General features: G+C 65.6%; 19 protein-coding genes. 11 read left to right on the top strand and 8 right to left on the bottom strand.

The window, feature by feature from the left end; translation table 11 throughout:
* Window positions 1-3: 3 nt before the first annotated feature.
* The 6 genes from U5A82_RS13170 (at window position 4) to U5A82_RS13195 (ending at window position 7,352) form a co-directional block, all read left to right on the top strand.
* The gene (locus tag U5A82_RS13170) at window positions 4-1,338 is read left to right on the top strand and encodes a TldD/PmbA family protein (protein WP_326291303.1); all 1,335 of its coding nucleotides are present in this window, start codon (window positions 4-6) and stop codon (window positions 1,336-1,338) included.
* A gap of 118 nt (window positions 1,339-1,456) precedes the next feature.
* Window positions 1,457-2,155 (top strand): DUF4159 domain-containing protein, encoded by a 699-nt coding sequence (locus U5A82_RS13175; protein ID WP_326291304.1) that lies wholly within the window; start codon window positions 1,457-1,459, stop codon window positions 2,153-2,155.
* A 48-nt stretch (window positions 2,156-2,203) separates the two neighbouring features.
* Complete coding sequence (locus U5A82_RS13180) at window positions 2,204-3,193, top strand: AAA family ATPase (protein WP_326291305.1); 990 nt, start codon at window positions 2,204-2,206, stop codon at window positions 3,191-3,193.
* A gap of 96 nt (window positions 3,194-3,289) precedes the next feature.
* Window positions 3,290-4,099 carry a DUF58 domain-containing protein gene (locus tag U5A82_RS13185; protein ID WP_326291306.1) on the top strand — a complete coding sequence of 270 codons (810 nt, stop codon included), beginning with the start codon at window positions 3,290-3,292 and terminating at the stop codon, window positions 4,097-4,099.
* Window positions 4,096-5,241, top strand: coding sequence for a BatA domain-containing protein (locus U5A82_RS13190; protein ID WP_326291307.1), 1,146 nt, complete (start codon window positions 4,096-4,098; stop codon window positions 5,239-5,241). The genes U5A82_RS13185 and U5A82_RS13190 overlap by 4 nt, the downstream gene beginning before the upstream one ends.
* Window positions 5,238-7,352, top strand: a complete 2,115-nt coding sequence (locus U5A82_RS13195) for a DUF4175 domain-containing protein (RefSeq protein ID WP_326291308.1) — start codon at window positions 5,238-5,240, stop codon at window positions 7,350-7,352. Before U5A82_RS13190 ends, U5A82_RS13195 begins: the two co-directional genes overlap by 4 nt.
* 128 nt (window positions 7,353-7,480) lie before the next feature.
* On the opposite strand, the gene U5A82_RS13200 is transcribed toward U5A82_RS13195, so the two are convergent.
* Window positions 7,481-7,843 carry a hypothetical protein gene (locus U5A82_RS13200; protein WP_326291309.1) on the bottom strand — a complete coding sequence of 121 codons (363 nt, stop codon included), beginning with the start codon at window positions 7,841-7,843 and terminating at the stop codon, window positions 7,481-7,483.
* Between the two features lie 17 nt (window positions 7,844-7,860).
* Between U5A82_RS13200 and U5A82_RS13205 the strand changes: the two genes are divergently transcribed.
* Window positions 7,861-9,141 carry a carboxypeptidase regulatory-like domain-containing protein gene (locus U5A82_RS13205; protein ID WP_326291310.1) on the top strand — a complete coding sequence of 427 codons (1,281 nt, stop codon included), beginning with the start codon at window positions 7,861-7,863 and terminating at the stop codon, window positions 9,139-9,141.
* On the opposite strand, the gene U5A82_RS13210 is transcribed toward U5A82_RS13205, so the two are convergent.
* Window positions 9,126-9,575, bottom strand: coding sequence for a hypothetical protein (locus tag U5A82_RS13210; RefSeq protein WP_326291311.1), 450 nt, complete (start codon window positions 9,573-9,575; stop codon window positions 9,126-9,128). The genes U5A82_RS13205 and U5A82_RS13210 overlap by 16 nt on opposite strands.
* A gap of 172 nt (window positions 9,576-9,747) precedes the next feature.
* Between U5A82_RS13210 and U5A82_RS13215 the strand changes: the two genes are divergently transcribed.
* The gene (locus U5A82_RS13215) at window positions 9,748-10,419 is read left to right on the top strand and encodes a spermidine synthase (RefSeq protein ID WP_326291312.1); all 672 of its coding nucleotides are present in this window, start codon (window positions 9,748-9,750) and stop codon (window positions 10,417-10,419) included.
* Window positions 10,420-11,139: 720 nt separating this feature from the next.
* On the opposite strand, the gene U5A82_RS13220 is transcribed toward U5A82_RS13215, so the two are convergent.
* From U5A82_RS13220 to U5A82_RS13245, 6 genes are all read right to left on the bottom strand, one after another.
* The gene (locus tag U5A82_RS13220; RefSeq protein WP_326291313.1) at window positions 11,140-12,330 is read right to left on the bottom strand and encodes an IS91 family transposase; all 1,191 of its coding nucleotides are present in this window, start codon (window positions 12,328-12,330) and stop codon (window positions 11,140-11,142) included.
* Between the two features lie 6 nt (window positions 12,331-12,336).
* Window positions 12,337-13,239: a tyrosine-type recombinase/integrase gene (locus U5A82_RS13225; RefSeq protein WP_326291314.1), complete on the bottom strand. Its 903-nt coding sequence runs from the start codon at window positions 13,237-13,239 to the stop codon at window positions 12,337-12,339.
* A gap of 525 nt (window positions 13,240-13,764) precedes the next feature.
* Complete coding sequence (locus U5A82_RS13230; RefSeq protein WP_326291315.1) at window positions 13,765-14,055, bottom strand: GIY-YIG nuclease family protein; 291 nt, start codon at window positions 14,053-14,055, stop codon at window positions 13,765-13,767.
* A 314-nt stretch (window positions 14,056-14,369) separates the two neighbouring features.
* Window positions 14,370-17,597 carry an error-prone DNA polymerase gene (locus U5A82_RS13235; protein ID WP_326291316.1) on the bottom strand — a complete coding sequence of 1,076 codons (3,228 nt, stop codon included), beginning with the start codon at window positions 17,595-17,597 and terminating at the stop codon, window positions 14,370-14,372.
* Entirely contained in the window at window positions 17,594-19,060 is a 1,467-nt protein-coding gene (locus tag U5A82_RS13240; protein ID WP_326291317.1) for a Y-family DNA polymerase, read from the bottom strand. The genes U5A82_RS13235 and U5A82_RS13240 overlap by 4 nt, the downstream gene beginning before the upstream one ends.
* Window positions 19,032-19,775, bottom strand: coding sequence for an ImuA family protein (locus U5A82_RS13245; protein WP_326291318.1), 744 nt, complete (start codon window positions 19,773-19,775; stop codon window positions 19,032-19,034). The genes U5A82_RS13240 and U5A82_RS13245 overlap by 29 nt, the downstream gene beginning before the upstream one ends.
* A gap of 128 nt (window positions 19,776-19,903) precedes the next feature.
* Here U5A82_RS13245 and U5A82_RS13250 point away from each other — a divergent pair, with 128 nt between their 5' ends.
* From U5A82_RS13250 to U5A82_RS13260, 3 genes are all read left to right on the top strand, one after another.
* On the top strand, window positions 19,904-20,233 hold the full coding sequence (locus U5A82_RS13250) for a hypothetical protein (protein ID WP_326291319.1): 330 nt from the start codon (window positions 19,904-19,906) through the stop codon (window positions 20,231-20,233).
* A 69-nt stretch (window positions 20,234-20,302) separates the two neighbouring features.
* Entirely contained in the window at window positions 20,303-21,571 is a 1,269-nt protein-coding gene (locus U5A82_RS13255) for a TolC family protein (RefSeq protein ID WP_326291320.1), read from the top strand.
* Between the two features lie 3 nt (window positions 21,572-21,574).
* The gene (locus U5A82_RS13260; RefSeq protein WP_326291321.1) at window positions 21,575-22,741 is read left to right on the top strand and encodes an efflux RND transporter periplasmic adaptor subunit; all 1,167 of its coding nucleotides are present in this window, start codon (window positions 21,575-21,577) and stop codon (window positions 22,739-22,741) included.
* Window positions 22,742-22,744: the final 3 nt, after the last annotated feature.

Genomic DNA, 22,744 nt, shown 5'->3' on the forward strand with positions numbered 1-22,744 from the left:
ATAATGAGCATCCTTTCCGAAGCACAGGCCAAGGCGATCCTGACCAAAGTCGTGGGCTTTTCCAAGGCGGACGAATGCACCGCGCAACTGACCGGGGCGATCCGGGGCAACGTGCGCTTCGCGCGCAACGACGTGTCGACCGCCGGCATCACCGACAATATCGAATTGTCGGTCCAGGTCGCGTTCGGCAAGCGCGTGGGCACCGCGACGATCAACCAGTTCGACGACGCCGCATTGGAACGCGTCGTGCGCCGGGCCGAGGAACTGGCCAAGCTGGCGCCGGAAAATCCCGAGTTCATGCCGGCGGTGACGAAGCAGGCCTATAAGCCCACCGACACGTTCAGCGCATCGACGGCCGGGATCGACGCCGCCTATCGCGCGAAAGTCGCGACCAATTCGATCGGTCCGTGCCGCACCGAAAAGCTGATCGCGGCAGGCTATCTGGAGGATCAGGCAGGCTTCGTCGCGTTCCTAAACAGCAAGGGCAATTACGGCTACCAGACCTCCACCAGTTCCGACTACACCTGCACCGTCCGGACCGAGGATGGGCGCGGATCGGGCTGGGTCGGCCATAATGTGCAGGATGTCGCAACGTTCAAGGCGGGCGAGGACATCCGCGTCGCCATGCGCAAGGCGAGCGCATCAGCCGACGCCAAGGCGCTAGAACCAGGCAAATATACCGTGATTCTGGAACCCGCCGCTGCCGCCGGGCTGGTCGCGTTCATGATGTTCTTCTTCGACGCGCGATCAGCCGACGAAGGGCGCAGCTTCCTGTCCAAGAAGGGCGGCGGCAACAAGCTGGGCGAACAGGTTTACGGGCCGCAGGTGACGATGTTCACCGACCCGGCCTATCCCGGCGCGGCGGTGCTGCCCTGGGACGAGGAAGGCCTGCCCCGTGCCAGGCTGCCCATCATCCAGGGCGGCAAGCTGGCGAACATGAACTATAGCCGCTTTTGGGCGCAAAAGCAGGGCAAGCCGCAGCAGGCGCAGTTCGGTAACATCATCATGGAAGGCGGCACCAAGTCGACCGCCGACCTGATCCGCACCACCGAACGCGGCATATTGGTGTCGCGCACCTGGTATATCCGCATGGTGGACCCGCAGACGGTGCTGCTGACCGGCCTGACCCGCGACGGCACCTTCTATATTGAGAACGGCCAGATCAAATATCCGGTGAAGAATTTCCGCTTCAACGAAAGCCCGGTCATCATGCTCAACAATGTCGAGGAATTCGGCAAGCCGGTACGGGTGAAGAGCGACGAATTGGACATGGTCATGGTGATCCCGCCGATGAAGCTGCGCGATTTCACCTTCACCTCTTTGTCGGACGCGGTGTGAGCCAAGGGATGGCGCCAGTAAACTGTTCCCCGGCGAAGGCCGGGGTCCGGTTGATGCGTTGGAACTGGACCCCGGCCTTCGCCGGGGAATCATATGTTCAGCTTTTCACGATCTAATCATGACGCGCAGCGACTTTCTTCGGTTGATGGCGGGTGGTCTGGCCAGCGGGTTGCTGGCCCGGCCGCTCGCCGCTGCCGGAGGCTATGATTTCTGGTTCACCCGGCTGCGTTACGATTCCGGCGACTGGGATGTCGACCAGCGTATGCCGTCGAACATGATTACGTCGCTGATCGACTATACGACGTTGCGGGTCGACCCGAAGGAGCATGTCGTCGCTTTGTCGGACCCCAGGATGCTGACCGCCCCCTTCTGTTACATGGCGGGGCATAAGCTGGTCGAATTTTCGGCGGCCGAGCGGCGCAATTTCGAGCGCTATGTCCGCAATGGCGGCTTCGTCATGGTCGATGACTGCAATCATGACATAGACGGCCTGTTCGCCCGCTCCTTCGAAGCGCAAATGGCCAAGATCTTCGGGCCGAAGGCGTTGAAGACGCTGCCCAAGAGCCATGGCCTCTACCGCAGCTTCTTCAAGTTCGATGATGGGCCGCCCAATACCGGGCTGGAACTGAATGGCTGGGGCGACGACCTGGTCCACGACTATCTGAAAGGGATAGAAGTGAACGGGCGGCTCGGCCTTCTCTACAGCAACAAGGATTATGGCTGCGAGTGGGATTATGACTGGCGCAACAAGCGCTTTCTGGCCGAAGATAATACCAAGTTTGCGGTCAATATCGTGATGTACGCGCTGTCGGTGTGACGACGCCCCTTCCCCCACTCCCGCCTCTCGTCCAGCAAGGGACATGACATGACCGAAATCAGCGAAGCCGAAATCCAGAGCCGCCTGGCGCGATTGACCACATTGCGTGCGGCAATCGGCCAGGCGATCGTGGGTCAGGCGGAGGTGGTGGAGCAATTGCTGATCGGCCTGTTGGCTGGCGGCCATTGTCTGCTGGAAGGCGTGCCGGGCCTGGGCAAGACATTGCTCGTCCGATCGTTGGGCGAGGCGCTCAAGCTCGATTTCCGACGCGTCCAGTTCACGCCCGACCTGATGCCCAGCGACATATTGGGCACCGAATTGCTGGAGGAGGACCATGGCACCGGCCATCGCAGTTTCCGCTTTCAGCAAGGTCCGGTCTTCACCAACCTGTTGCTAGCCGACGAACTCAACCGCACGCCGCCCAAGACGCAAGCCGCGCTGCTGGAGGCGATGCAGGAGAAGACGGTCAGCTATGGCGGTGTGACCCATCGCCTGCCCGCGCCCTTCTTCGTGCTGGCAACACAAAATCCGCTGGAACAGGCGGGCACCTATCCCCTGCCCGAAGCGCAGCTCGACCGTTTCCTGCTCCATGTCCGGGTCGATTATCCGACCGAGGAAGAGGAGCGCGCCATCCTGGCCCAGACCACCGGCGCCAAGGTCGGCGTGGTGCCGATGGTGATGGAAGGCGAAGAGGTGTTGGCGCTCCAGCAGCTGGTGCGCGACGTGCATTTCAGCGACGACTTGCTCCATTGGGTGACGCGGATCGTGCGGGCGAGCCGCCCCGGCGACGGCGCACCGGAAGATATCCGCAAATATGTGAAATGGGGCGCAGGTCCGCGCGCGGGCCAGTCACTGATCCTGTGCGCGAAGGCGCGCGCACTGCTCCACGGTCGGCTGAGCGCGACGCGCGACGACATCGCGGCGCTCGCCGCGCCGGTGATGCGGCATCGCCTGCTGCTGTCCTTCGCTGCGGAGGCGGAGGGACGAGGCGCCGATGACGTCGTGGCCGCCCTGATCCGCGCTGTCCCCCTCGCCTGAGCATTCGGCATCGATGGTCGACCTCCTCCCCCCGATGTGCGCAACCGCCTGCGCGGCCTGCGCCTCGTAACGCGCCGGGCGGTGGGGGCGCATGGTTTGGGCCTGCATCAAAGCCACAGCCGCGGCGCGGGACTGGAGTTCGCCCAATATCGGGCATATGAACCGGGCGACGAACTGCGGCAGATCGATTGGAAACTCTACGCCCGTTCGGACAAATTCTTCGTGCGCGAGGCCGAGCGCGAAAGCCCGGTAGCAGTGTGGATATTGATCGACGCCAGCGCCTCCATGGGCCAGGCGGATACCGCGCGACCCGACTATTGCCGCCTGGACGCCGCCAAGGCTATCGCCGCCGCCGTTGCTGATCTGGCCTTGCGACAAGGCGATCGTTTCGGCTTCATGGCGCTGAGCGACGGGGGGCTGGCCCTGTTGCCACCCGCGACCGGGGCGCGGCACCGCGACCGTTTGCTGCTCGACCTGCTGACCATAAGCCCAGCGCGCGGCTTTGCCGCCGACGCACAATTGGGTCCGTTATGGGAACGGATCGGCGCGCGTGACTTGGTGATCCTGCTGAGCGATTGTTTCGATGAAGGGGCGGTGGCGCTGGCAGAAAAGCTGGCCGCCGCCGGACGCGAAGTGCTGGTGATCGAGATGCTGACGGTGGCCGAGCGGGACTTCCCGTTCGACGGTGGTTATCGTTTTCGCGATCCCGAAACGGGCGAGGAATTGCTGGCCGATGGCGCGGCGCTGCGAACGGAGTTTCTCGCCCGCTTCGCGCAGGCGCGCGCAGCACTGCATGCGCGACTGGATGGCGCGGGCATCCGCCATGCCGCCCATATGCTTGACGAGCCGATCGACCTGCCGCTGCGCCGCCTCTTTGCCGCCCATGGCGCGGCGGACCATGTATGAGCATGGGATTGCTGTTCCCGGCAGCGTTGGTGGCGCTGTTTGCACTGGTCGTGCCGCTGGTCATCCATATCGCCCGCAAGAGCGAGCAACGCCCGACCGATTTCGCGGCGTTGCGTTGGCTGCGGCAGAAGCCCCGTCCGCGATCCCGGCTGCGTTTCGACGAATGGCCCTTGCTGCTGGTACGGCTGGCCCTGCTGACGCTGGCGGCGTTGTGGCTGGCGCAGCCCGTCCTGTTCGGCGCGGCCGATCGGGAACCTTATGTCGCTATAGTCCCTGGCGCGCAGTTCGACGCGGCGGCGTTCGAAAACGATCGTGCGCATTGGATCGCGCCGGGCTTCCCGCCCATCGACGCGCCGCGACCCACCGGCGTCCTGCCGATTGCCAGCCTGATCCGGCAGATCGACGCGGAATTACCGACAGGAACGCCGCTTACCATCATCACGCCTGCCGTTATCGACGGCGCCGATGCGGATCGGCTGCATCTCTCACACAAAGCAAATTGGCGGATCACGAGCGGCGCCATGCCGCCAGCGGGCAACAGGACTGTACCGCCCCCTGCCCTGTCCGTCCGCTTCGATGCCGACCATCGTGGCGGATTGCGCTATCTGCGTGCAGCCGCCTTCGCCTGGCAACCGGCCGGACGCGCCGGGGATATCGAAACGGCCGCTCCTGATGCACCAATGCCGAATCGCCAGCGGATATTGGTCTGGCTTGTCGGCGGGAGTTTGCCGGACAGCGTCCTGCGCTGGGTGAAGGAAGGCGGCACGTTGCTGGCAGCCAACGATGTGCGCTTGCCCGGAGATCGTCCTGCGGTGCCGGTCTGGCGTGACGATCTGGGCGCGCCGCTGGCCGAGGGTGGGACTTTGGGAAAAGGCCGCATGCTGCGCTTTGCTCGCGTGCTGTCGCCCGCGCAGATGCCCGTATTACTGGACGCGGATTTTCCTGACCAGTTCAGGACATTGCTCCGACCCGTTGCTTCGCCAACCCGCGTTACAGCGTCCGATTATCGCCCTTTGACCGGCGCGCGCAGCTATGACCAACCGCCTCTTTCGTTACAGGACTGGCTAGGCATCCTGATCGCCGTGCTGCTGGTCGTGGAACGCTGGATGGCGACCCGCCGCAGCCGGAGCGTCGCGCCTTGAACGGGAGCGCTTTGCTGGCCCATTGGGTCGCGCCTGCGCGGCGTCGCGCGCTGGCGGACACACTGGCTCTCGCGTTCCCGCTACTTGTCGCGGTCGGCGTGGCCGGGTGGCGTCTGCTGGGACTGGTCACGGCGCTGATACTGGTCATAATGGGTGTGGCACTAGCGCTGCTGATCGCCCGCCGACGTGCCGCGCGTTTCGACCGCAACTGGCTGATCCGCAGCCTGGATAACAGCCGCCCGGAACTGGAGGACAGCAGCGCCCTGCTGTTCGCAGACGACCCGCCCCGCACGGCGTTGGAAATGCTTCAGCGCACACGCATCGCTGGGCGCCTCGATCAGGCCAGCCCGCAGGATATGGCGCCCGGCTGGTCGCGGCGGATGCTGATGCTGTTCAGCATCTTGGGCCTGACGCTCGTTGCAGCCGCATTGCTGTGGCCTCGCCAGGGCGCGGGTCCGCCCGCTCTTGCGCCCAGCCGCGAAGGCCTGCCGGTCCGGCCCGGCGTCCCTCGCCTCGTCGCGCAGAATTTGCGGATCATTCCGCCGCCTTATACCGGCCTGCCGGTTCGCGATTCCGCCGCACTCGACACCCGCGCACCGCAGGGTTCCCGGCTGGAGTGGACGTTGCGGTTCGATCCGCAGGCGACCGCGCCTGCACTTGCTATGGTCGCGGGGCCGCCGCTGGCCCTGCGACGCGACGGAGGCAACTGGATCGCCAGCCGGATGCTCGATGCGTCCTTCCTCTATCGCGTCAATCCGGGAGGCCGGGGGACGACGCCGCCGCTGCATCGTATCGACGCCATCGCGGACATGCCGCCGCAGGTGAAGGCGGTGGCACCCATGACCAGCCTGTCGATGGTAAAGGCTGGTCAGCGAAGCTGGACCCCGGTCTTTGCCGCTACCGACGATTATGGCGTTGCCGCCACCGCCCGCTTGCGCGTGACGCTGGCGATCGGCGAAGGTGAGAATGTGACCTTCAGCGAGCGGGAGATAGCGGTATCAGGCAGTGGCCCGGCGCGCGACCGGCGCTTTGCCCCGCCACTCGACTTTGCCCGCTTCGGTGTTGCGGCTGGCGGCGACATGGTGGTACAACTGATCGTTCGTGACAACCGATCCCCTACGCCGCAGGAGGTGCGCGGTCCCAGTATGATCCTGCGCTGGCCGTCGGCCAAACAGTCTGAAAGCGGCGGGATGGAGGGCATGGTCAACACCACCTTGCCCGCCTATTTCCGCAGCCAGCGGCAGATCATCATCGACGCAGAATCCCTCATCAAGCAGAAACGCGCCTTAGCCCCGGCCCGCTATGTCGCACGGTCGGCCGCGATCGGCGGGGACCAGCAGATTTTACGGGGGCGCTACAGTCAGTTTCTGGGCGGTGAAGAGGAAGGCGAGCCTGACTTGCCGACCGCTGACGCGGACGGTCATCATGACGGTGATGGCCACGACCATGGCGGGGCACCCACACAACCGAGCGCAGGCTTTGGCGCGCCCGAAGATGTGCTGGCGGATTTCGGGCATCCGCATGACAAGTCTCCGGCATCGAGCCTGGCCCCTGAAACGCGGGCGATCCTGAAACAGGCGGTCGATGAAATGTGGCAGTCCGAACGGGAATTGAAACAGGGGCGGCCCGACTTGGCGCTGCCCTTCGCCTATAAGGCGCTGCGGTTCATCAAGGAGGTGCAGCAGGCGACGCGGATATTCCTGTCGCGCGTCGGGCCAGAGCTGCCGCCGATCGACGCGACCCGGCGCATGACGGGCAAGCGGGACGGCTTGGAGAGCCGCGCCTTGGCGGTCGCGCCAGTCGAAGGGGATGACGGTCCGGCAGCGGCCGCCTGGCGTGCGCTGGGCGATGGGCCGGACGCAATCCGCGGACCCATCGCGCTAGGCGCCCTGGAAGACTGGGTAAGACGCAACGCCACGCGCCTGCCCGATGCGCTGGCGTTGATCGGCGCGATCGATACGCCGCGCAGCGATCCCGCCTGCCAGCCCTGCCGCACGAAACTGCGTGCGCTGCTGTGGACCGCGATGGAGCGGCCGGCGCGGCTGGCCCGGCGTCGCCCGGCCGATGCCATCGGTGCGCGCTATCTCGATTCGATCGGCGGTGCGCAATGACCATGCAAGCTGCGATCGCGGTGATATTGGGCCTCGCCACGCTGTTGGCCTGGGCGCGGCTATGGCGGTGGCATCGCACAGCGCGGGCACTGGGACAGGGAGCGATCCGGCGGCTTGCGCTACTCGGGCTACTCCAGCCTGTCAGTGCGGCGCTGCTCCACCTCGCCCTGTTTCCGCCCATGGCGAGCGACGATGTGACATCCCTTCGCGTGGCTACGGCCGGGACATCGCGTCTGGCAGGCGCGAATGGCGGCGCGCCGCTGGTGCTGCTGCCGGAAGCCCCGATAATGAGCGGGGGCGAAGCCGTGCCGGATCTTGCCACCGCCTTGCGCCGGCATCACGGCGTCACGTCGATCGCCATATTGGGCGAAGGCCTTGGTCCCCGCGACATCGATGCGGCACGCAATTTGGATGTGCGGTTCGATCCGCCGCCCTTGCAGGCTGGCATGGTCGATATCGCGCCGCCACCGATCGTTGCGCCAGGTGCGCAATTCGCTGTGGGGGGGCGGTGGCCAGGTTGCCGGGCGCAACTGTCGCGTTGCTGGACCCGGCGGGACGGATCACCGATAGCGGGACGGCGGACAAGGACGGACGCTTCATGCTGGTCGGCACCGCGCGGGCGGCCGGTCCGGTCATATTCACGCTACAGGTGCGGTCGGGCAAAGCCCTTGTCGAACAGGCCGCCGTGCCGGTCTGGGTTGCGGACAGCGCCCGCCCGCGCCTGTTGATCGTGGCGGGCGCGCCGGGGCCGGAGGTCAAATATCTGCGCCGATGGGCGAGCGATGCCGGGTTCGACGTCACGACCCAGATGAGCGCGGGCGGCGGGATCGCGCTGGGCGACGCGCCGATCGCGCTGGAGGCGGCCAGCCTGCGCCGGTTCGATGTGGCGATCGTCGATGATCGACGCTGGCCCGGGCTACGGGGACCGCTATTGTCGGCAGTGCGCGGGGGCATGGGGCTGGTTTTACGCACTGGCGGTCCGATCGATGGGGCTACGCTCTCGCAGTGGCGGAGCATCGGGTTCGATCTGGCTGGACCAGGCGGGGTCGTTCCGCTGGCCCTGCCCAAGGCGCCGGACCGGGCGATCGCGCAGACACGCCATGGCATAGGCAGCGCAGACATACCGGTGGATATCGCGTCGCCCGAAGACATGGTGCCTGATGTCAATCGGCTTGGGCTGATCCCGGGCGGGGCGGACGCCGTCTCTCTGCTCCGGGATGCGGGTGGGGCCAGCCTGGCGGCATGGCACGCCCTGGGTTCGGGGCGGGTGGCGTTGTTCACCGCGATCGACAGCTACGGCCTGAGCCTGACCGGGCGTGGCGATCTGTATGGCGACTGGTGGAGCGCGATACTGGGCGCTGTGGCTCGACCGGCGGCGGCCAGCCACATGGTGACGGACATGGTCTGGGCCGGAGAGCGGATGACCATGTGCGGACTGGGCTCCGACAGCCGGGTGGAGACGCCCGATGGCGGACAGGCCCACATGTTGCCGGTGGCGGGTTGCGCGGCCTTCTGGCCCGTGACCGCAGGATGGCATTATCTGCGTGATGGGCGAGCATTGCGCCCCTTCTACGTTCAGCCTCGCGCAGCGCTGACGACCATGCGTGGCGCTCGTGACCGGCAGGCGACAGCTATGTTGCACCAGTTCGACGCCCCGGCCACCACGAAAGTAGTGTCTGTCCGATCGGGATCGAACTGGGTTTTCTGGTTGGCCTGGCTTGCCGTCAGCGCCCTGCTGTGGTGGCTGGAACGATCGCGGCTGGGGCGGCGTCCTCAGTCGGCCATGTAGAAGTCGCGCAACGCCCGGGCGTCGTGCAGGGCATTGTGCGGCACGCGGCTGTTGGCGGCGGCGCTGAAACCCGCGGCGTTGATGAGTTCCAGCCGCAAGCCGAAATCGACACCGGCCATTTTCCCCGGCCCCGTCACCAACAGCGCGCAGAAATGCGACAGATCCTCCGGCCAGTCGGCGATGATGACCGGATCGCTGTCCCCCTCCAGATAGGAGGCGACATGATCGGCCGCCTCCACCCGGTTGAGTTCCAGATCGATGCCGGGCGGCACATGGCGCAGATAGGGAATGACATGCTTTTCGACCCAGGGTTCGATCGCGTCGGGAAGCGGCAGGGTCACGTAAAATTCCTGGTCGCCATGTTCCGGGACCAGCGCCACGCTGATGAGCGTGCCGCCAAAGCCGTTGAATTCGGTGTCGAGGAAATAGCGCATGAAGAGGAAAACTGCCTGCCTGTGAAGCGCGCCAAAAGACATGACGCGGGGTTGTCGGTGCCTGTAGCATTTGCGCGACGGATGCCAAGCTGCCATGCGCATGCCGCGCGACGGGCCGTCCGATAAACGGCGACGTGATGAACGCCGTGCGACAGATGGAAGGAAGCAGACCATGATCCCCCGCGAATATCTGGGTTCGGCGCAGGTGCCGGGCGGGCAGGAACTGAAACTCTATCGGCGCGGCAACGACCATATGATCGTGCTGGACCGCAACGAGTTGATGAGCAGCCGGATGAGCGGGTCCGAAAAGCAGCTGGCGTTGATGACGATAGAGCGGCTGCACGGGCGCAAGGCCCCGCATCTGTTGATCGGTGGTTACGGCATGGGCTTTACCCTGCGCGCGGCGCTGGGCGTGCTGGATGGATCGGCGCGCGTCACCGTCGCCGAACTGGTGCCGGAGATCATCGCGTGGGCGCGGGGACCAATGGTGGATTTGATGGCCGGATGCCTGGACGATCCGCGCGTCGAGCTGGTCATAGACGATGTCGTGCCGTTGATCGCTGCGGGACGGGCGACCTATGACGCGATCCTGCTGGACGTCGACAATGGTCCGGACGGACTGACCGCCGCCGCCAACGACCGGCTCTATTCGGCTAGCGGGCTGGCAGTGGCCAAGACGGCGCTGAAGCCCGGCGGCATATTGGCGGTCTGGTCGGCCGGATCGGACGACGTCTTTGCCCGCCGCCTGCGCAGCAGCGGGTTCGATGTCGATGAGGTCGTAGTGAAGGCGCGCGACAATGGCAAGGGGCCGCGCCACGTCATCTGGTTTGCGCGGAAGCGCTGAGGCGGGCGCGTCGGTCCGGGCCGGTCGGTGCGGGCGGACCTTGGATGACAGGCTGGCGCCGCTTTTGAGGTCACACCGACGCGGCAACCCGAAGTTCACGGCGTCGTCAGCGGTTTTCGGCCTTTGCGTCCCCAAAGCGCGCGCGATGCGTTCGCGAAGCCTCATCCACGCGTCACCGACGCGACAGTGACGCGCCACCATGGTCACGGCCACGCGCCGCAGACGCGCCGGGGGCATGGTTATTTGGATGGGGTGCCACGGATCGGCGATGCTGGCTGTCGAACGCGCTGTCATCGCCCAGGATAAATCAGAGAAAATCCTACATTGAAAGGGTAACTTTGGGCGGGAATTGCGGGCTGTGTGAAGGCGGCGATGGCAGTCCGTGATGGAGGGATGGGACGAAAAGCTGTCGGTCGGGCATCGTTTAGGGTTTCGGACGCCGTGAGGTGTCGGAAAGTCGGCGATGCCCGAACCGCGGGCCTCGGGAGGTGGTCTATGGGGATTTCGGTTTTAGGCGGGTCGAGGCGCTGGTGAGGGTTGCCGAAATGCGGACGTATTTGAGAGCGGACGGCCTGCTTTTTGGACGGCGATGACGTTGCGTAAATGCAGAAGGTCCGATTTTGGCGGGTCTGCGTCCGTTTTGGGGCGGGTTGGGTGCAAGCACTCCCGTTCCCCGACGCATGGTTGCTGCGAGGGCGATCCGTACTGAGCCGTGCCGGGTCACGACGCCGATCTCCCGGTTGCGGTTACGAAGGGCGGCGGGGCGCGCGGTTGATATCGACGTTTGAGTATCTCGATGATGATCATTTGGCCGCCGCAGCACGGGCATGGCGGTCGGGTATCTGTCGGCTCGACGGACATGTCGGCGGTGGCAGGTGGCGCGATCGCGAGCAACTGGCGGGCGCGTTCGAGGTTGCCCTTGCGCGTGCCGCTGGCGAGCAGACCATAGTGGCGGATGCGGTGGAACCCGCGCGGCAAAGCATGTAGCAGGAAGCGGCGGATGAACTCGTCGGGGCTGAGCGTCATGACCTGCTGACGCTCGGTGCCGCTGCGGCGATAATCCTTGTAGCGGAACGTGACGCCCGCCTCGTCGAAGCCGATGAGGCGACTGCTCGAGATGGCGACGCGGTGGGTGTAGCGCGCTAGATAGGCGAGCACCGCCTCGGGCCCGGCAAACGGCGGCTTGGCATAGACCACCCAGCGTTTTTTTCGCACCGGCGACAGGTGACGTAGGAACGCGCGGCGTTCGGCGAGAGGTGCCATGCTGCCATAGAAGCCAAGCCGACCGGCCTGATGGAGCGCGATCAACCGCGTCAGGAACAGGCGACGGAACAGCGCGCCGAGCACCCGCACGGGTAGGAGGAACGCCGGTCGCGCGGAGACCCAGCGCTCTGCGTCAAGCGAGATACCGCCGCCGGGTACGATCATGTGGATGTGCGGATGATGGGTGAGCGCGGAGCCCCAGCTGTGCAGCACGGCGGTGATGCCAATCCGCGCACCGAGATGCTTCGGGTCGGCGGCGATGATCTGCATCGTCTCGGACGCGGCCTTGAACAGCAGATCGTAGACCAGCGCCTTGTTCTGGAACGCGATGGTGCCGATCTCGGCTGGCAGCGTGAACACGACATGGAAGTACCCGACCGGCAACAGGTCGGCCTCGCGCTCGGCCAACCAGATGCGCGCGGCCGCACCCTGGCACTTTGGGCAGTGCCGGTTACGACAGCTGTTATAGGCGATCCGCCAATGGCCGCAGTCGTTGCAGGCCTCGACATGACCACCCATCGCATCGGTGCGGCATTGCTCGACCGCCGACATGATCTTGAGCTGGTGCAGGCTCAGATGCCCGGCGTGCGCCGCGCGATACGCAGGGCCTGCCGCCCGGAAGATGTCGGCGACCTCGATGGCGGGCATCGGCCCTCAACCGTCGGGCGTTCCCCCGCCAGGCAGCAGTAGCCGGTCCAGCGGACTGGTCACCGCGCGCATCGTCTTGGTCGCCACCTGCGTGTAAAAGGCGGTGGTGTTGAGCTTGGCATGGCCGAGCAGCGCCTGGATGACGCGGATATCGACGCCGTCCTCGAGCAGATGCGTGGCGAAGCTGTGCCGCAAGGTGTGCGGCCCGACGCGCTTGGTGATGTCGGCCGCTTCGGCTGCCTCGACGACGACCCGGTACAGCTGCCGTGTGCTGATCGGCACCATTGCGCTTTGCCCCGGAAAGAGCCAGCCATCGGGGTACAACACGCCCTGCTGTCGCCCGGCGCGCCACCAGTCGCGCAACAGCACGAGCAGACCTTCGGGCAGCATGGCGTTGCGGTATCGTCCGCCCTTGCCCTGCTCGATGCGGAGCAGCATGCGCTCGCTGTCGATGTCGCGGACCTTGAGATGCGACACCTCGGCGACGCGCAGGCCTGAGCCATAGGCGACTGACAAGGCGGCCTGATGCTTCAGGCACGTGGTTGCTTCGAGCAGCCGCTTCATCTCCTCAAGCGTCAAGACCACCGGGATCTTGCGGGCATGCGCGGTTCGGACCAGCTTGCGCGCGAGGTCGGGCCGGTCGAGCGTGTGCGTGAAGAAGAACCGCAGCGCCGCGACGATGCTGTTCATCGTCGGGGCGGGCACGCCAGCATCCTGCTGCTCGATCTGGAACTGGCGAAGATCCTCTGCCGTCGCGGTATGCGGCGAGCGCCCCAGCCACGTTGCGAACCGCCCGACGTCGCGGATATAGTTGCGCTGCGTCTCGCGTGAAAACCGGCGCATGGTCATGTCGTCGATCAGCCGCTGACGCAGCGGGCTGGCAGCAATAACGGGTATCAGGTCGTTCATCGTTCGACTCCTCGTGTTGAAGGAGTCGAAATGTTCTGCCCAAGACCTGCACCGCTCAATCCAGGCGAAGCGCTCGAGTGCCTGACCTTACCTCACAGCAAACGCCACTCCGCGCAGCGGTTCGTGCACCGACCATTTGTTGCCATTCGCGACATGAGAAGTCCCATCTGATAGCAGACGTAGGCTCTTGGCGTTTCAACGATAGCCCATCATACATCGATTATGACTTTTTCCCTTTTCTGCGTGTTGGCACTCACGTTCTTTGCGGGACAGTTTGTAGCGTGGAGAATTTTCCGCAGTCGCGCGGGAACCTACAAAAGCGCATTGAAGTGGTCAGCCATTGGCGGCTTTGCAGGATGGCTCACTATGATCGCTACTTTTCTTTTGATTGGCGATCTGAGCAATTGGCTCGGTTTCTCACTCGGTAGATGACGACCAGAAGTCGCCTCTAGAATATGCTGTGCGATGACTTGGAAGCGGCCATTCCCTTTATCGTCACCCCAGCGAAGGCTGGGGTCTCAGGCGTCAGAAGATAACGTATGAAATATCGCGCCAATCTGGATTGCCTTCTTCCATAAGCCGGATTTTCCATTCGCGTTTCCAGGCTTTGAGCGCCTTCTCCCGGGCGATGGCGAGCCTGATGTCTTCATGTGGCTCGACCAGCACAAGGCGGGTCAACCCGTATTTCTTGCAAAAGGCGGAGCCGGTGCCGTTTCGATGTTGTTCGGCGCGCACAACGATGTCGGCTGTGACGCCGATATAAAGAACGCCTCTCGGCTTGTTTGTCATGATGTAGGTGTAGCCGCCTTGCGTCATATTCCATGGTATCGCACCGCCGCCTGAGACCCCAGCCTTCGCTGGGGTGACGATAAATCTATGTCAGCTATGCGGAAATTGCATCCGTAAACCGCCTAGCTGCTTCCCACCCCTTCAGGCCATCGACAATAGCGCTTCGGCATTAGGCTGCTGTGCAGTTTTGGGCGGGAAAGCAATCGAGGCGAGAGGATGGTTCGCCGCTCGCTTCGCTCGCACCCACCCCAACCCCTCCCTTGGAAGGGAGGGGCTTTTGTTGTGTCCGCCCATTTCCACTATTCCCCCATGCGCCGGGAGGACGGTCATCCCGGCTTCGTTCAATGAAAATCGCGGGACTTGGGCAATATCCGCACATCGCGCGGATGGCGGCGGGGGGATGGGGCCGCGCGCGGGCGGCCCGGATGCGTCACCTCGTCCCCGCGCATCATCGGCTGTTCGTTCAGCCATTCCAGCGCGGCGCTGGCGTCGATGACGCGGTCGACCATCAGGTGGACGACATTCTCCTTGCTGCGCTGGACTTCCCCATCGATCAGCATCAGGCGGGAGGCCATCACCGCGCGGCGCTGTTTTTCCATCTCGCGCGCCCAGAGCAGCGCATTGACGATGCCGCTTTCATCCTCGATCGTGATGAAGACCGCATTGCCCTTGCCCGGTCGCTGGCGGATCAGCACCACGCCCGCCACGCGCACCTTCGTCCCATCCTTGGCCGCATTGATCGACGCACAATCGATCGCGCCGCGCTCGGCAAAATGGCTACGCAGAAACTGCATCGGATGCCCTTTGAGCGACAGGCGGTGGGTCGCATAATCGATGGCGACCTCTTCGGACAACGGCATGGTGGGCAGCGCCGGGTCCGGCTCCTGCCCCAGTTCCGGCAGATCCTGCGCGGCAAAGAGCGGCAATTGGGCGGGCGGGACGCGGCGCGCCTCCCACCCCGCTGCGCGCCGGTTGCTGCCGATCGAGCGCAGCGCGTCGGCATCCGCCAGTAGATGGAGCGCCCGCGCGGGCATCCCCGCGCGCCGGGCCAGATCCTCCATGTCGCGGATCGGCGCGTCCGCCCGCGCCGCGATCAGCGCCTTCGCCCATTCCTCGCGAAAACCATCGATCCGGTTGAGGCCGAGGCGGAGTATCCGTTCGCCTTCCAGACTGCTGTACCATAGGCTTGCCTGGACATCGATCGGCCGGGCTTCGACGCCATGTTGCTGCGCGTCGCGCACCAACTGGGCGGGGGCGTAGAAGCCCATCGGCTGGCTGTTGAGCAGGGCGCAGGCGAAGACGGCGGGATAATGGCATTTCAGCCAAGAGGAAACATAGGCGAGCCAGCCGAACGCCTGCGCATGGCTTTCGGGGAAGCCATATTCGCCGAACCCTTCGATCTGTTTGAAACAGCGTTCGGCGAAATCGCGCTGATAGCCGCGCGCCACCATGCCCTCGATCAACTGTCCCTGATACAGGCTGACCTTGCCGGTGCGGCGGAAGGTCGCCATGGCGCGGCGCAAGCCATCGGCCTGTACGGGCGTGAAACCACCCGCCACGATGGCGAGCCGCATCGCCTGTTCCTGGAACAGGGGCACGCCCATCGTCTTACCCAATACGTCCTTCAATTCATCCGGGCTGCCGGGCGGTCCGGGCAATTCGGGGTCCTCCTCGCCGTTTCGTCGCCGCAGATAGGGATGGACCATGCCGCCCTGGATCGGCCCGGGTCGCACGATCGCGACCTGGATGACGAGGTCGTAGAGTTCCTTGGGCTTCATCCGGGGCAGCATGGCGATCTGCGCGCGGCTTTCGACCTGGAAGGTGCCGATGCTGTCGCCCTTTTGCAGCATGGCGTAGGTGTCGGGATCTTCCAGTGGGACGGTGTCGAGGGTCAGGTCGCCCAGGCCGTGGAGGCGCATCAGATCGAAACTCTTGCGGATCGCGGTCAGCATGCCGAGCGCCAGCACGTCCACCTTCATCAGCCTGAGCGTTTCGAGATCATCCTTGTCCCATTCGATGAAGGTGCGGTCGGGCATGGCGGCATTGTGGATCGGCACCAGTTCGTCGAGCCGCCCCTGGCTGAGCACGAAGCCGCCGACATGCTGCGAGAGGTGGCGGGGGAATTCGAGCAATTGGCTCGCCATGTCGCGCAGCCGGGCGAGTTCGGGGTTGGCGGGATCGAAACCGGCCTGGGTCAGGCGCGCTTCGGGCACTTCGTCGCCGCCCCAACTGCCCCAGACCGTGCCGGACAGGCGCGCCGTCACATCCTCCGTCAGGCCCAGCGCCTTGCCGACTTCGCGCAGCGCGCTGCGCTGGCGGTAGCGGATGACGGTCGCGGCGATCCCGGCCCGCTCGCGCGAGTAGCGGCGGTAGATATATTGCATCACCTCCTCGCGCCGCTCATGTTCGAAATCGACGTCGATGTCGGGCGGTTCTGCGCGTTCTTCGGTCAGGAAACGGGAGAAGAGCAGTTTCTGTTCGACCGGGTCGATCGGGGTGACGCCGAGCAGATAACAGACCAGCGAATTGGCGGCGGACCCGCGCCCCTGGCACAGGATCGGCGGATCGAGGCTGCGGGCATGGGCGACGATGTCGTGGACGGTGAGGAAATAATAGGCGTAATTCTTGTGCCGGATCAGGCGAAACTCTTCATCCAGTATCTTGCGATAGGCGGGAGGCAATCCGTCGGGGAAGCGGGCTTTCGCTTTTTCCTCCACCAGATGTTCCAGCCAGTCCTGCGGCGCCCAGCCATCGGGCACAGGCTCGTGCGGATATTCGTAGACGAGTTGGTCGAGGGTGAAATCGATGCAGTCCAGCACGTCCTGCGTCGCGGCGATCGCCTGCGGACAGGCGGTAAAGAGGCGCGCCATTTCGGTGGGCGGTTTCAGGTGACGCTCGGCATTGGGGGCAAGGCGGCGGCCCGCGGTCTGGATGGTCAGGCCTTCGCGGATGCAGGTCAGCACATCCTGCATCGGCCGATCCGCCGCTTGCGCATAAAGCGGATCGTTGGTGGCGATCAGCGGCACGCCGCTTTGTGCGGACAGCGTCATGCGCCGCGCCAGCAGCCGGGCGTCGCGCCCGGACCGTCCCATCGTCGCGGCTAGCCAGAGATGCGGTGTCAGCGCGCGCAATCGGGCCAGCAGAGCGGGATCGCCATCCATTGCGATCAGCGCCATGTCCTGCGCATGGTCGATCAGGTCGGAAAGCCCGAGTGCGCATGCGCCCTTCGTCGTACGGCGGTTGCCCAGCGTCAGCAGGCGGGTCAGCCGTCCCCAGCCGAAACGAGTGCGGGGATAGGCGACGATATCCGGCGTGCCATCAGTAAAGACCAGTCGCGCGCCGACGATGAGGCGCATCGTGACACCCAGCGGCTTCAGATCCTTGAGCGCCTGATGCGCGCGCACGACCCCCGCCACGCTGTTGCGATCGGCGATGCCGATGCCGGTCATGCCCAAATGGGCGGCCTGACGCACCATGTCGCCAGGATGGGACGCGCCACGCAGGAAACTGAAATTGGTCGCGGCCACGACCTCCGCAAAGGCCGGTATCTGGCCGGGCAGGCCGCTCATGCGAACAGGCCGTGCAGATACCAGCCGATATCGGCCTCTTCCCCGAACAGCCCGTAGCGAAACATCCAGTAGCGACGGCCATCGCCATCCTCGATCCGGTAATAGTCGCGCGTTCGACCGGCCCCTCCCGGCTGATGCCCGTCGCGCCTGCGCCACCATTCCGCCGCGATCCTTTCCGGCCCTTCGGCCAGCCGCACCTCATGCAGGCGGTCGCGCCAGCGGAAACGCTGGGGCGGGCCATCGGGCACCCCGGCGATCACCGATACGGGCTGGGGCGGGTCGAACAGCAGCAGCGGTCGGGGCGCACGATCCACCGTTGCAGGCCAAGGCCGGGATTGCGCCTGGGTCGCGGGGACCAGTTGCTGCGCACCTTCGGGCAGATGGCGGTCGCAGGGCTGCAAGCGGCGCACATTGTCCGGGCCGAGCCGGATGCCGAGCCGGTCGATCAAGGCGACGATGCCATCCTCTCTCGCCTGCGCCTCCTCTCCTTCCATCACCTGTTGCCGTTCGACCATCGGCTCGACCCGTGGCACCGCCAGAAGCACCGCGTCGAAGCCGAAGCCGGGATCGAGCGGGTCGGCCATCGTGTCGATCCGCTCATGCAGCAGGCGCAATATGGCGGAGGGATCGCGCACCGGTTGTCCGGTTTCGATTGCCAGCCCCTGCCGCGCGCCATCGCTGCGCAGCAAGCGGATGACGAAGCGCCGCCCGCCAAGCTTGCGCGCCTCCATCTGTCGCACGGCCTGGCCCAGCAGATCCTCGATCACGTCCATCACATCCTCGGTGCGGGCGATCGGTTCGGGGAAGCGGGCTTCGGCGCGGATCGCCACGACGGGACGGCGCGGCGTGATCGGGCTGGGCGCTTCGCCCAATATCTGGCGCAGGCGGGTGACGGCCTGTTCGCCGAACCGCGCGGCGATCATCCCCATCGGTCGTCGGGCAAGGTCGCCGATGCTGCGCAGTCCGGCACGGCGCAAGGCGGCAAGCGCGCCATCGTCCAGCTCCAGCGCCGCGACCGGCAACGCCTGGACATCGTTCGACCGGCCGCCGTGCCGCGCCATCGCCCGCGCTGCCATGGCGTTGGGACCGAAACCATGCCGACTGGCATGGCCCGCCATCGCCCGCGCCTGTCGCGCCAAGGCGCGCTGGCCACCGAACAAATGGGTGCAACCGCTGATGTCCAGAACCAGTCCATCGGGGGCGTCGAGTGCGACCATGGGCGTGAAATGCCGCATCTTTTCCAGCAGCCGGTCGAGCGCATCCGCATCGGCGACGGGATCGGCCGGACGCGTGGTCAGCGTAGGGCAACGCGCCCGTGCATCGGCCAGCGTCATGCCGGACGACAGCCCCTGCCCGGCCGCCAGCCCATCCACCGCCGCCAGACGCAACGCATTGCCGACCCGCGCCACAAGGGCGAGCGGCTGCGCGCCATCCTCAGGCGACCTTTCGCCGGCCGTCGCCATCGTCGCCCGCATCCGTTCGCAGGCGAGAAAAGGGAACCACAGCGCCAGGCACAGGCGCTCTCCAGTCTGCATCCCTGAAACATCCATGTTCGCCATCCCATATCAGCCGCCAGCGGCCACCCGCAGGGCCGCTGCGGCAGCGGAGCAATTCGACATCCAGTGCGGGCCAGCCAGGGGCATCGGCTTCCAGGGCGACCGATGGCGCGCTTTGGATCACCCAGCGGGTCTGCGCGCCGCTGGATCGCGGTTCGGCCTCGTTCCGTAACAGCAGGATACAGGCGCGCGATGCTTCGGCCGCCAGCACGAGCCGACGGCTGGCCGTCAGATCATAGTCGGCGAACCGCCCTTCGCTTTCCATCAGCACCGTGGACACGCCCGGACAGCGCGCCGCCTCCAGCCCGGCGCGCAGCATGTCCACATCGGTTTTCGTTTCGACGATCGTCAGCCTGTCCGGCTGGATACCCAGCAAGGCCAATCCATCGCCGGAAAACAGTGTCGACAGGCGCTTGCGATGCAAGGCGCGCAGGGCAAATATCGCCCCTGGCCGAACGGCCTGTCCCTGGGTCAGGGCAAAGGCGAGCGCGGCGGCCTTATCCTCGCTGCGGCAGTGAATTTCATGCAGATATCCCTGCTCAAGCGTCGGAAAGGACGCCTGCATATCCGACGCATGCCGTTCGGCCGGATGCGCGGCGTTGATGGGGAAACTGCCAGTCATATCTCGAATCGCTCACTATGTTCCCTTTATGTTCCATCGCCTGCCAAGCGTCCAGTTGGAAATTCCCTATGGGCCAAGCGTCGCAGTTTACCATGACAAGGATCGGCAAATCGGTTAGGGCAGGGCCGATGTTTCGTGGCACCTTCCTGTTTGTCTGCTTGCTGCTGGCGTCGCTGACCACGGCGACGGCCATTCATGCGCGCGAACTGGCCGGGGCGTTCGACATCGAATGTTCGGGCTATGTGCATAGCGAAACCGATGACGATCGTGCGCCCGGCGACAGCGACAGGGCGGTCACGCATCACCATGGCAGTTGCCATGGCGCCGCCGCTTTCCTGCCTGCCAGAAGCGTGGCGCCCAATATCCTCGCCTTCCTCAGCACGCCGGCCAAGCCGCAGGACAGGTCAGCGATGGGTCGCTGGATTGCCGGGCCGGACCTGAGACCCCCTATCGCCTGATCGACGTTCCACCGGTCGCGGCCTGTTTTGCAGGGCGCGGCCCGATGCGATTCGATCAGGATGTCATCCATGCATAAAATCATCGCGGTCTTTCTGGCCGCTGCGCATTGCGTCATCATCGCGCAGGCGCAGGAGGGTGCCGCCGTGGCATCCGACCCTGCCCGCGCGCGCTTTACACTGGACCAGGCGTTGGCTGCGGCTGGCGCCAGCGCGCCTGCCGCCGACGCTGCAAAGGCGAACATAGACGCCGCCCGAGCCGCGCGCGCGGTGGCGGGCCTGCGCCCCAACCCCACCGTCCAGACCGAGGTCGAGAATATTGCCGGGTCTGGCCCCTATGACGGTTTCAGCCAGGCCGAAACCACGGTTGGCCTCAGCATCCCCATCGAACTGGGCGGCAAACGCCCCGCGCGCATGGCGGTGGCGGACGCGCAGGCGCATCGCGCACGGTTGGGCGCGGCGATCGTGGAGGCCGACGTCCGCCTGCAAATCACCGCGCTCTATATAGAGGCGGTCGCGGCGCAGAGGCGCGTGGCCATTGCCGACGACCAGTTGCGCATCGCGCAAAATGCGCTGGACGCCGCCGCGCTGCGGGTCCGAGCCGGACGGGCGTCGCCGATCGAAGAACAGCGTGCCGCCGTCGCCCGCCTCAACGCGCAGGCCAATGCGGACAAGGCGAAGCGTTTGGCCGATGCGACGCAGGCCAATCTGGCCCGGCGAATAGGCCAACCGATCGACGCGCCGCTGGACGCCGATATGATCGATCAACTTCCCGCAGCGATCCAGGGACCATCGCCCGTGGACAGTCGCGGGACGCTGGCGCTGGCGGCGGCGGATGCGGATCTTTCGACGGCCGATGCGGGCATAAGGCTCGCCCGCTCGCAACGCATCCCCGACCTGACGGTCGGGCCAGGCGTTCGCCGCCTGTCCGCGACCAACGATGTGGCGGCGGTGTTCAGCATCTCCATGCCGATCCCGCTCTTCAATGCGGGTCGGGCGGGCATCGCGCAGGCCCATGCCGAACGACGCAAGGTCGAAGCCGAGCGGCGTATGACCGCCCTGGATGTCGAGCAGGCGATCACCGATGCGCAGGCGCAGGCGGATATCGGCGCGACCATGGCCCGCAACGCGCAGGGCCCTGCCCTTGCCGCCGCGCAGGAGGCCGCCCGGATTGCCCGCATCGGCTATCGCGAGGGCAAGTTCGGCCAACTCGACCTGCTGGATGCGGAGCGCACGCTGGCCGACACACGGCTCGCGGCGATCGATGCGCTGGCCGCCTATCAGAATGCCAAGGCCCGGTTGGAGCGCCTGACCGCTCCCGCGCCGCAACAGGATAATTGATCGATGACGATGATGAAAATCCATGCGGCCCTGCTGCCGCTGCCCCTTGCCCTGATGCTGGCGGCCTGTGGCGGCGGCGGGGATGCGGGCAATACAGCCGCCCCGAGTGAAGACAAGGAGCATGCCGAAAACGCCGCCCATGAGGATGAAGGCAAGGTGGTCCTGACGGACGACCAGATCGCTTCGGCGGGCATCCAGATCGGCGGCCCGACGATCGGAGGGTCCGGCACGCTGGAAATGCCCGCCACCATCGAAAGCGATCCGCAGGCCATGCATGTCGTGTCCGCTGCGATCGGGGGGCGCATCGTGTCGCTGACGCGCAATCTGGGCGAAACGATCGGTCGCGGCCAGACGCTCGCCGTGATCGAAAGCCGCGAGGCTGCGCAGATGAAGGGCGAGGTCGAGGCATCGCGCGCGCGCATGACGCTGGCCAATTCCAACCTCGCCCGTGAACAAAGGCTGTTCGCGCAGCGCGTGTCGCCCGAGCAGGATCTGATCGCCGCACGGACGGCGGCAGCGGAGGCGCGTATCGCCTACAACCAGGCGATCGGCCAGTTGTCGGCGGCGGGCGGCGGTGGCGGCGGCCTCAACCGGATCGGTATCAGCGCGCCCGCCGCCGGGCAGGTGATTGCGCGCAGCGTCGCGCTTGGCCAGACGGTCGACGCCAATGCCGAACTCTATCGCATCGCCAACCTGACGACGGTGTCGCTCTCGCTCCAGCTTCAGCCGGGCGATGCCGGGCAGGTGAAGCCGGGCAACAGCGTGCAGGTAACCGCGTCGGGGCGTCAGGCGACCGCGCGCGTGCGCTTCGTGTCGCCGGTGCTGGACGAACAGACGCGGCTGGTGCCCGTGGTCGCGATGCTGGACAACCGAGGGGGCCAATGGCGCGCAGGCGAACCGGTCATGGCCGCCGTGCAGCTTTCAGGCGAAGGGGGCGACAAGGCGATCCGCGTGCCCTCTACCGCCGTGCAGACGGTCGAGGGGAAGCCCATGATCTTCGTGCGGACCGCCGGTGGTTTCCAGGCGACGCCCGTGACGCTGGGGCAGTCGAGCGGCGCCATGGTGATCATACGATCGGGCCTGCGCGGCAGCGAACGGATCGCCACGACCAACAGCTTCACGCTCAAGGCCGAACTCGGCAAGGGCGAAGCGACACATGAGGATCATTGAGCG

Source organism: Sphingobium sp. CR2-8 (assembly GCF_035818615.1).
GTDB lineage: Bacteria > Pseudomonadota > Alphaproteobacteria > Sphingomonadales > Sphingomonadaceae > Sphingobium.

Coding starts and splice junctions, on each gene's coding strand:
- U5A82_RS13170 (WP_326291303.1), top strand. CDS start 4: ATGAGCATCCTTTCCGAAGCACAGGCCAAGGCGATCCTGACCAAAGTC.
- U5A82_RS13175 (WP_326291304.1), top strand. CDS start 1,457: ATGACGCGCAGCGACTTTCTTCGGTTGATGGCGGGTGGTCTGGCCAGC.
- U5A82_RS13180 (WP_326291305.1), top strand. CDS start 2,204: ATGACCGAAATCAGCGAAGCCGAAATCCAGAGCCGCCTGGCGCGATTG.
- U5A82_RS13190 (WP_326291307.1), top strand. CDS start 4,096: ATGAGCATGGGATTGCTGTTCCCGGCAGCGTTGGTGGCGCTGTTTGCA.
- U5A82_RS13210 (WP_326291311.1), bottom strand. CDS start 9,575: ATGCGCTATTTCCTCGACACCGAATTCAACGGCTTTGGCGGCACGCTC.
- U5A82_RS13215 (WP_326291312.1), top strand. CDS start 9,748: ATGATCCCCCGCGAATATCTGGGTTCGGCGCAGGTGCCGGGCGGGCAG.
- U5A82_RS13220 (WP_326291313.1), bottom strand. CDS start 12,330: ATGCCCGCCATCGAGGTCGCCGACATCTTCCGGGCGGCAGGCCCTGCG.
- U5A82_RS13225 (WP_326291314.1), bottom strand. CDS start 13,239: ATGAACGACCTGATACCCGTTATTGCTGCCAGCCCGCTGCGTCAGCGG.
- U5A82_RS13230 (WP_326291315.1), bottom strand. CDS start 14,055: ATGACGCAAGGCGGCTACACCTACATCATGACAAACAAGCCGAGAGGC.
- U5A82_RS13235 (WP_326291316.1), bottom strand. CDS start 17,597: ATGAGCGGCCTGCCCGGCCAGATACCGGCCTTTGCGGAGGTCGTGGCC.
- U5A82_RS13240 (WP_326291317.1), bottom strand. CDS start 19,060: ATGGCGACGGCCGGCGAAAGGTCGCCTGAGGATGGCGCGCAGCCGCTC.
- U5A82_RS13245 (WP_326291318.1), bottom strand. CDS start 19,775: ATGACTGGCAGTTTCCCCATCAACGCCGCGCATCCGGCCGAACGGCAT.
- U5A82_RS13250 (WP_326291319.1), top strand. CDS start 19,904: ATGTTTCGTGGCACCTTCCTGTTTGTCTGCTTGCTGCTGGCGTCGCTG.
- U5A82_RS13255 (WP_326291320.1), top strand. CDS start 20,303: ATGCATAAAATCATCGCGGTCTTTCTGGCCGCTGCGCATTGCGTCATC.
- U5A82_RS13260 (WP_326291321.1), top strand. CDS start 21,575: ATGACGATGATGAAAATCCATGCGGCCCTGCTGCCGCTGCCCCTTGCC.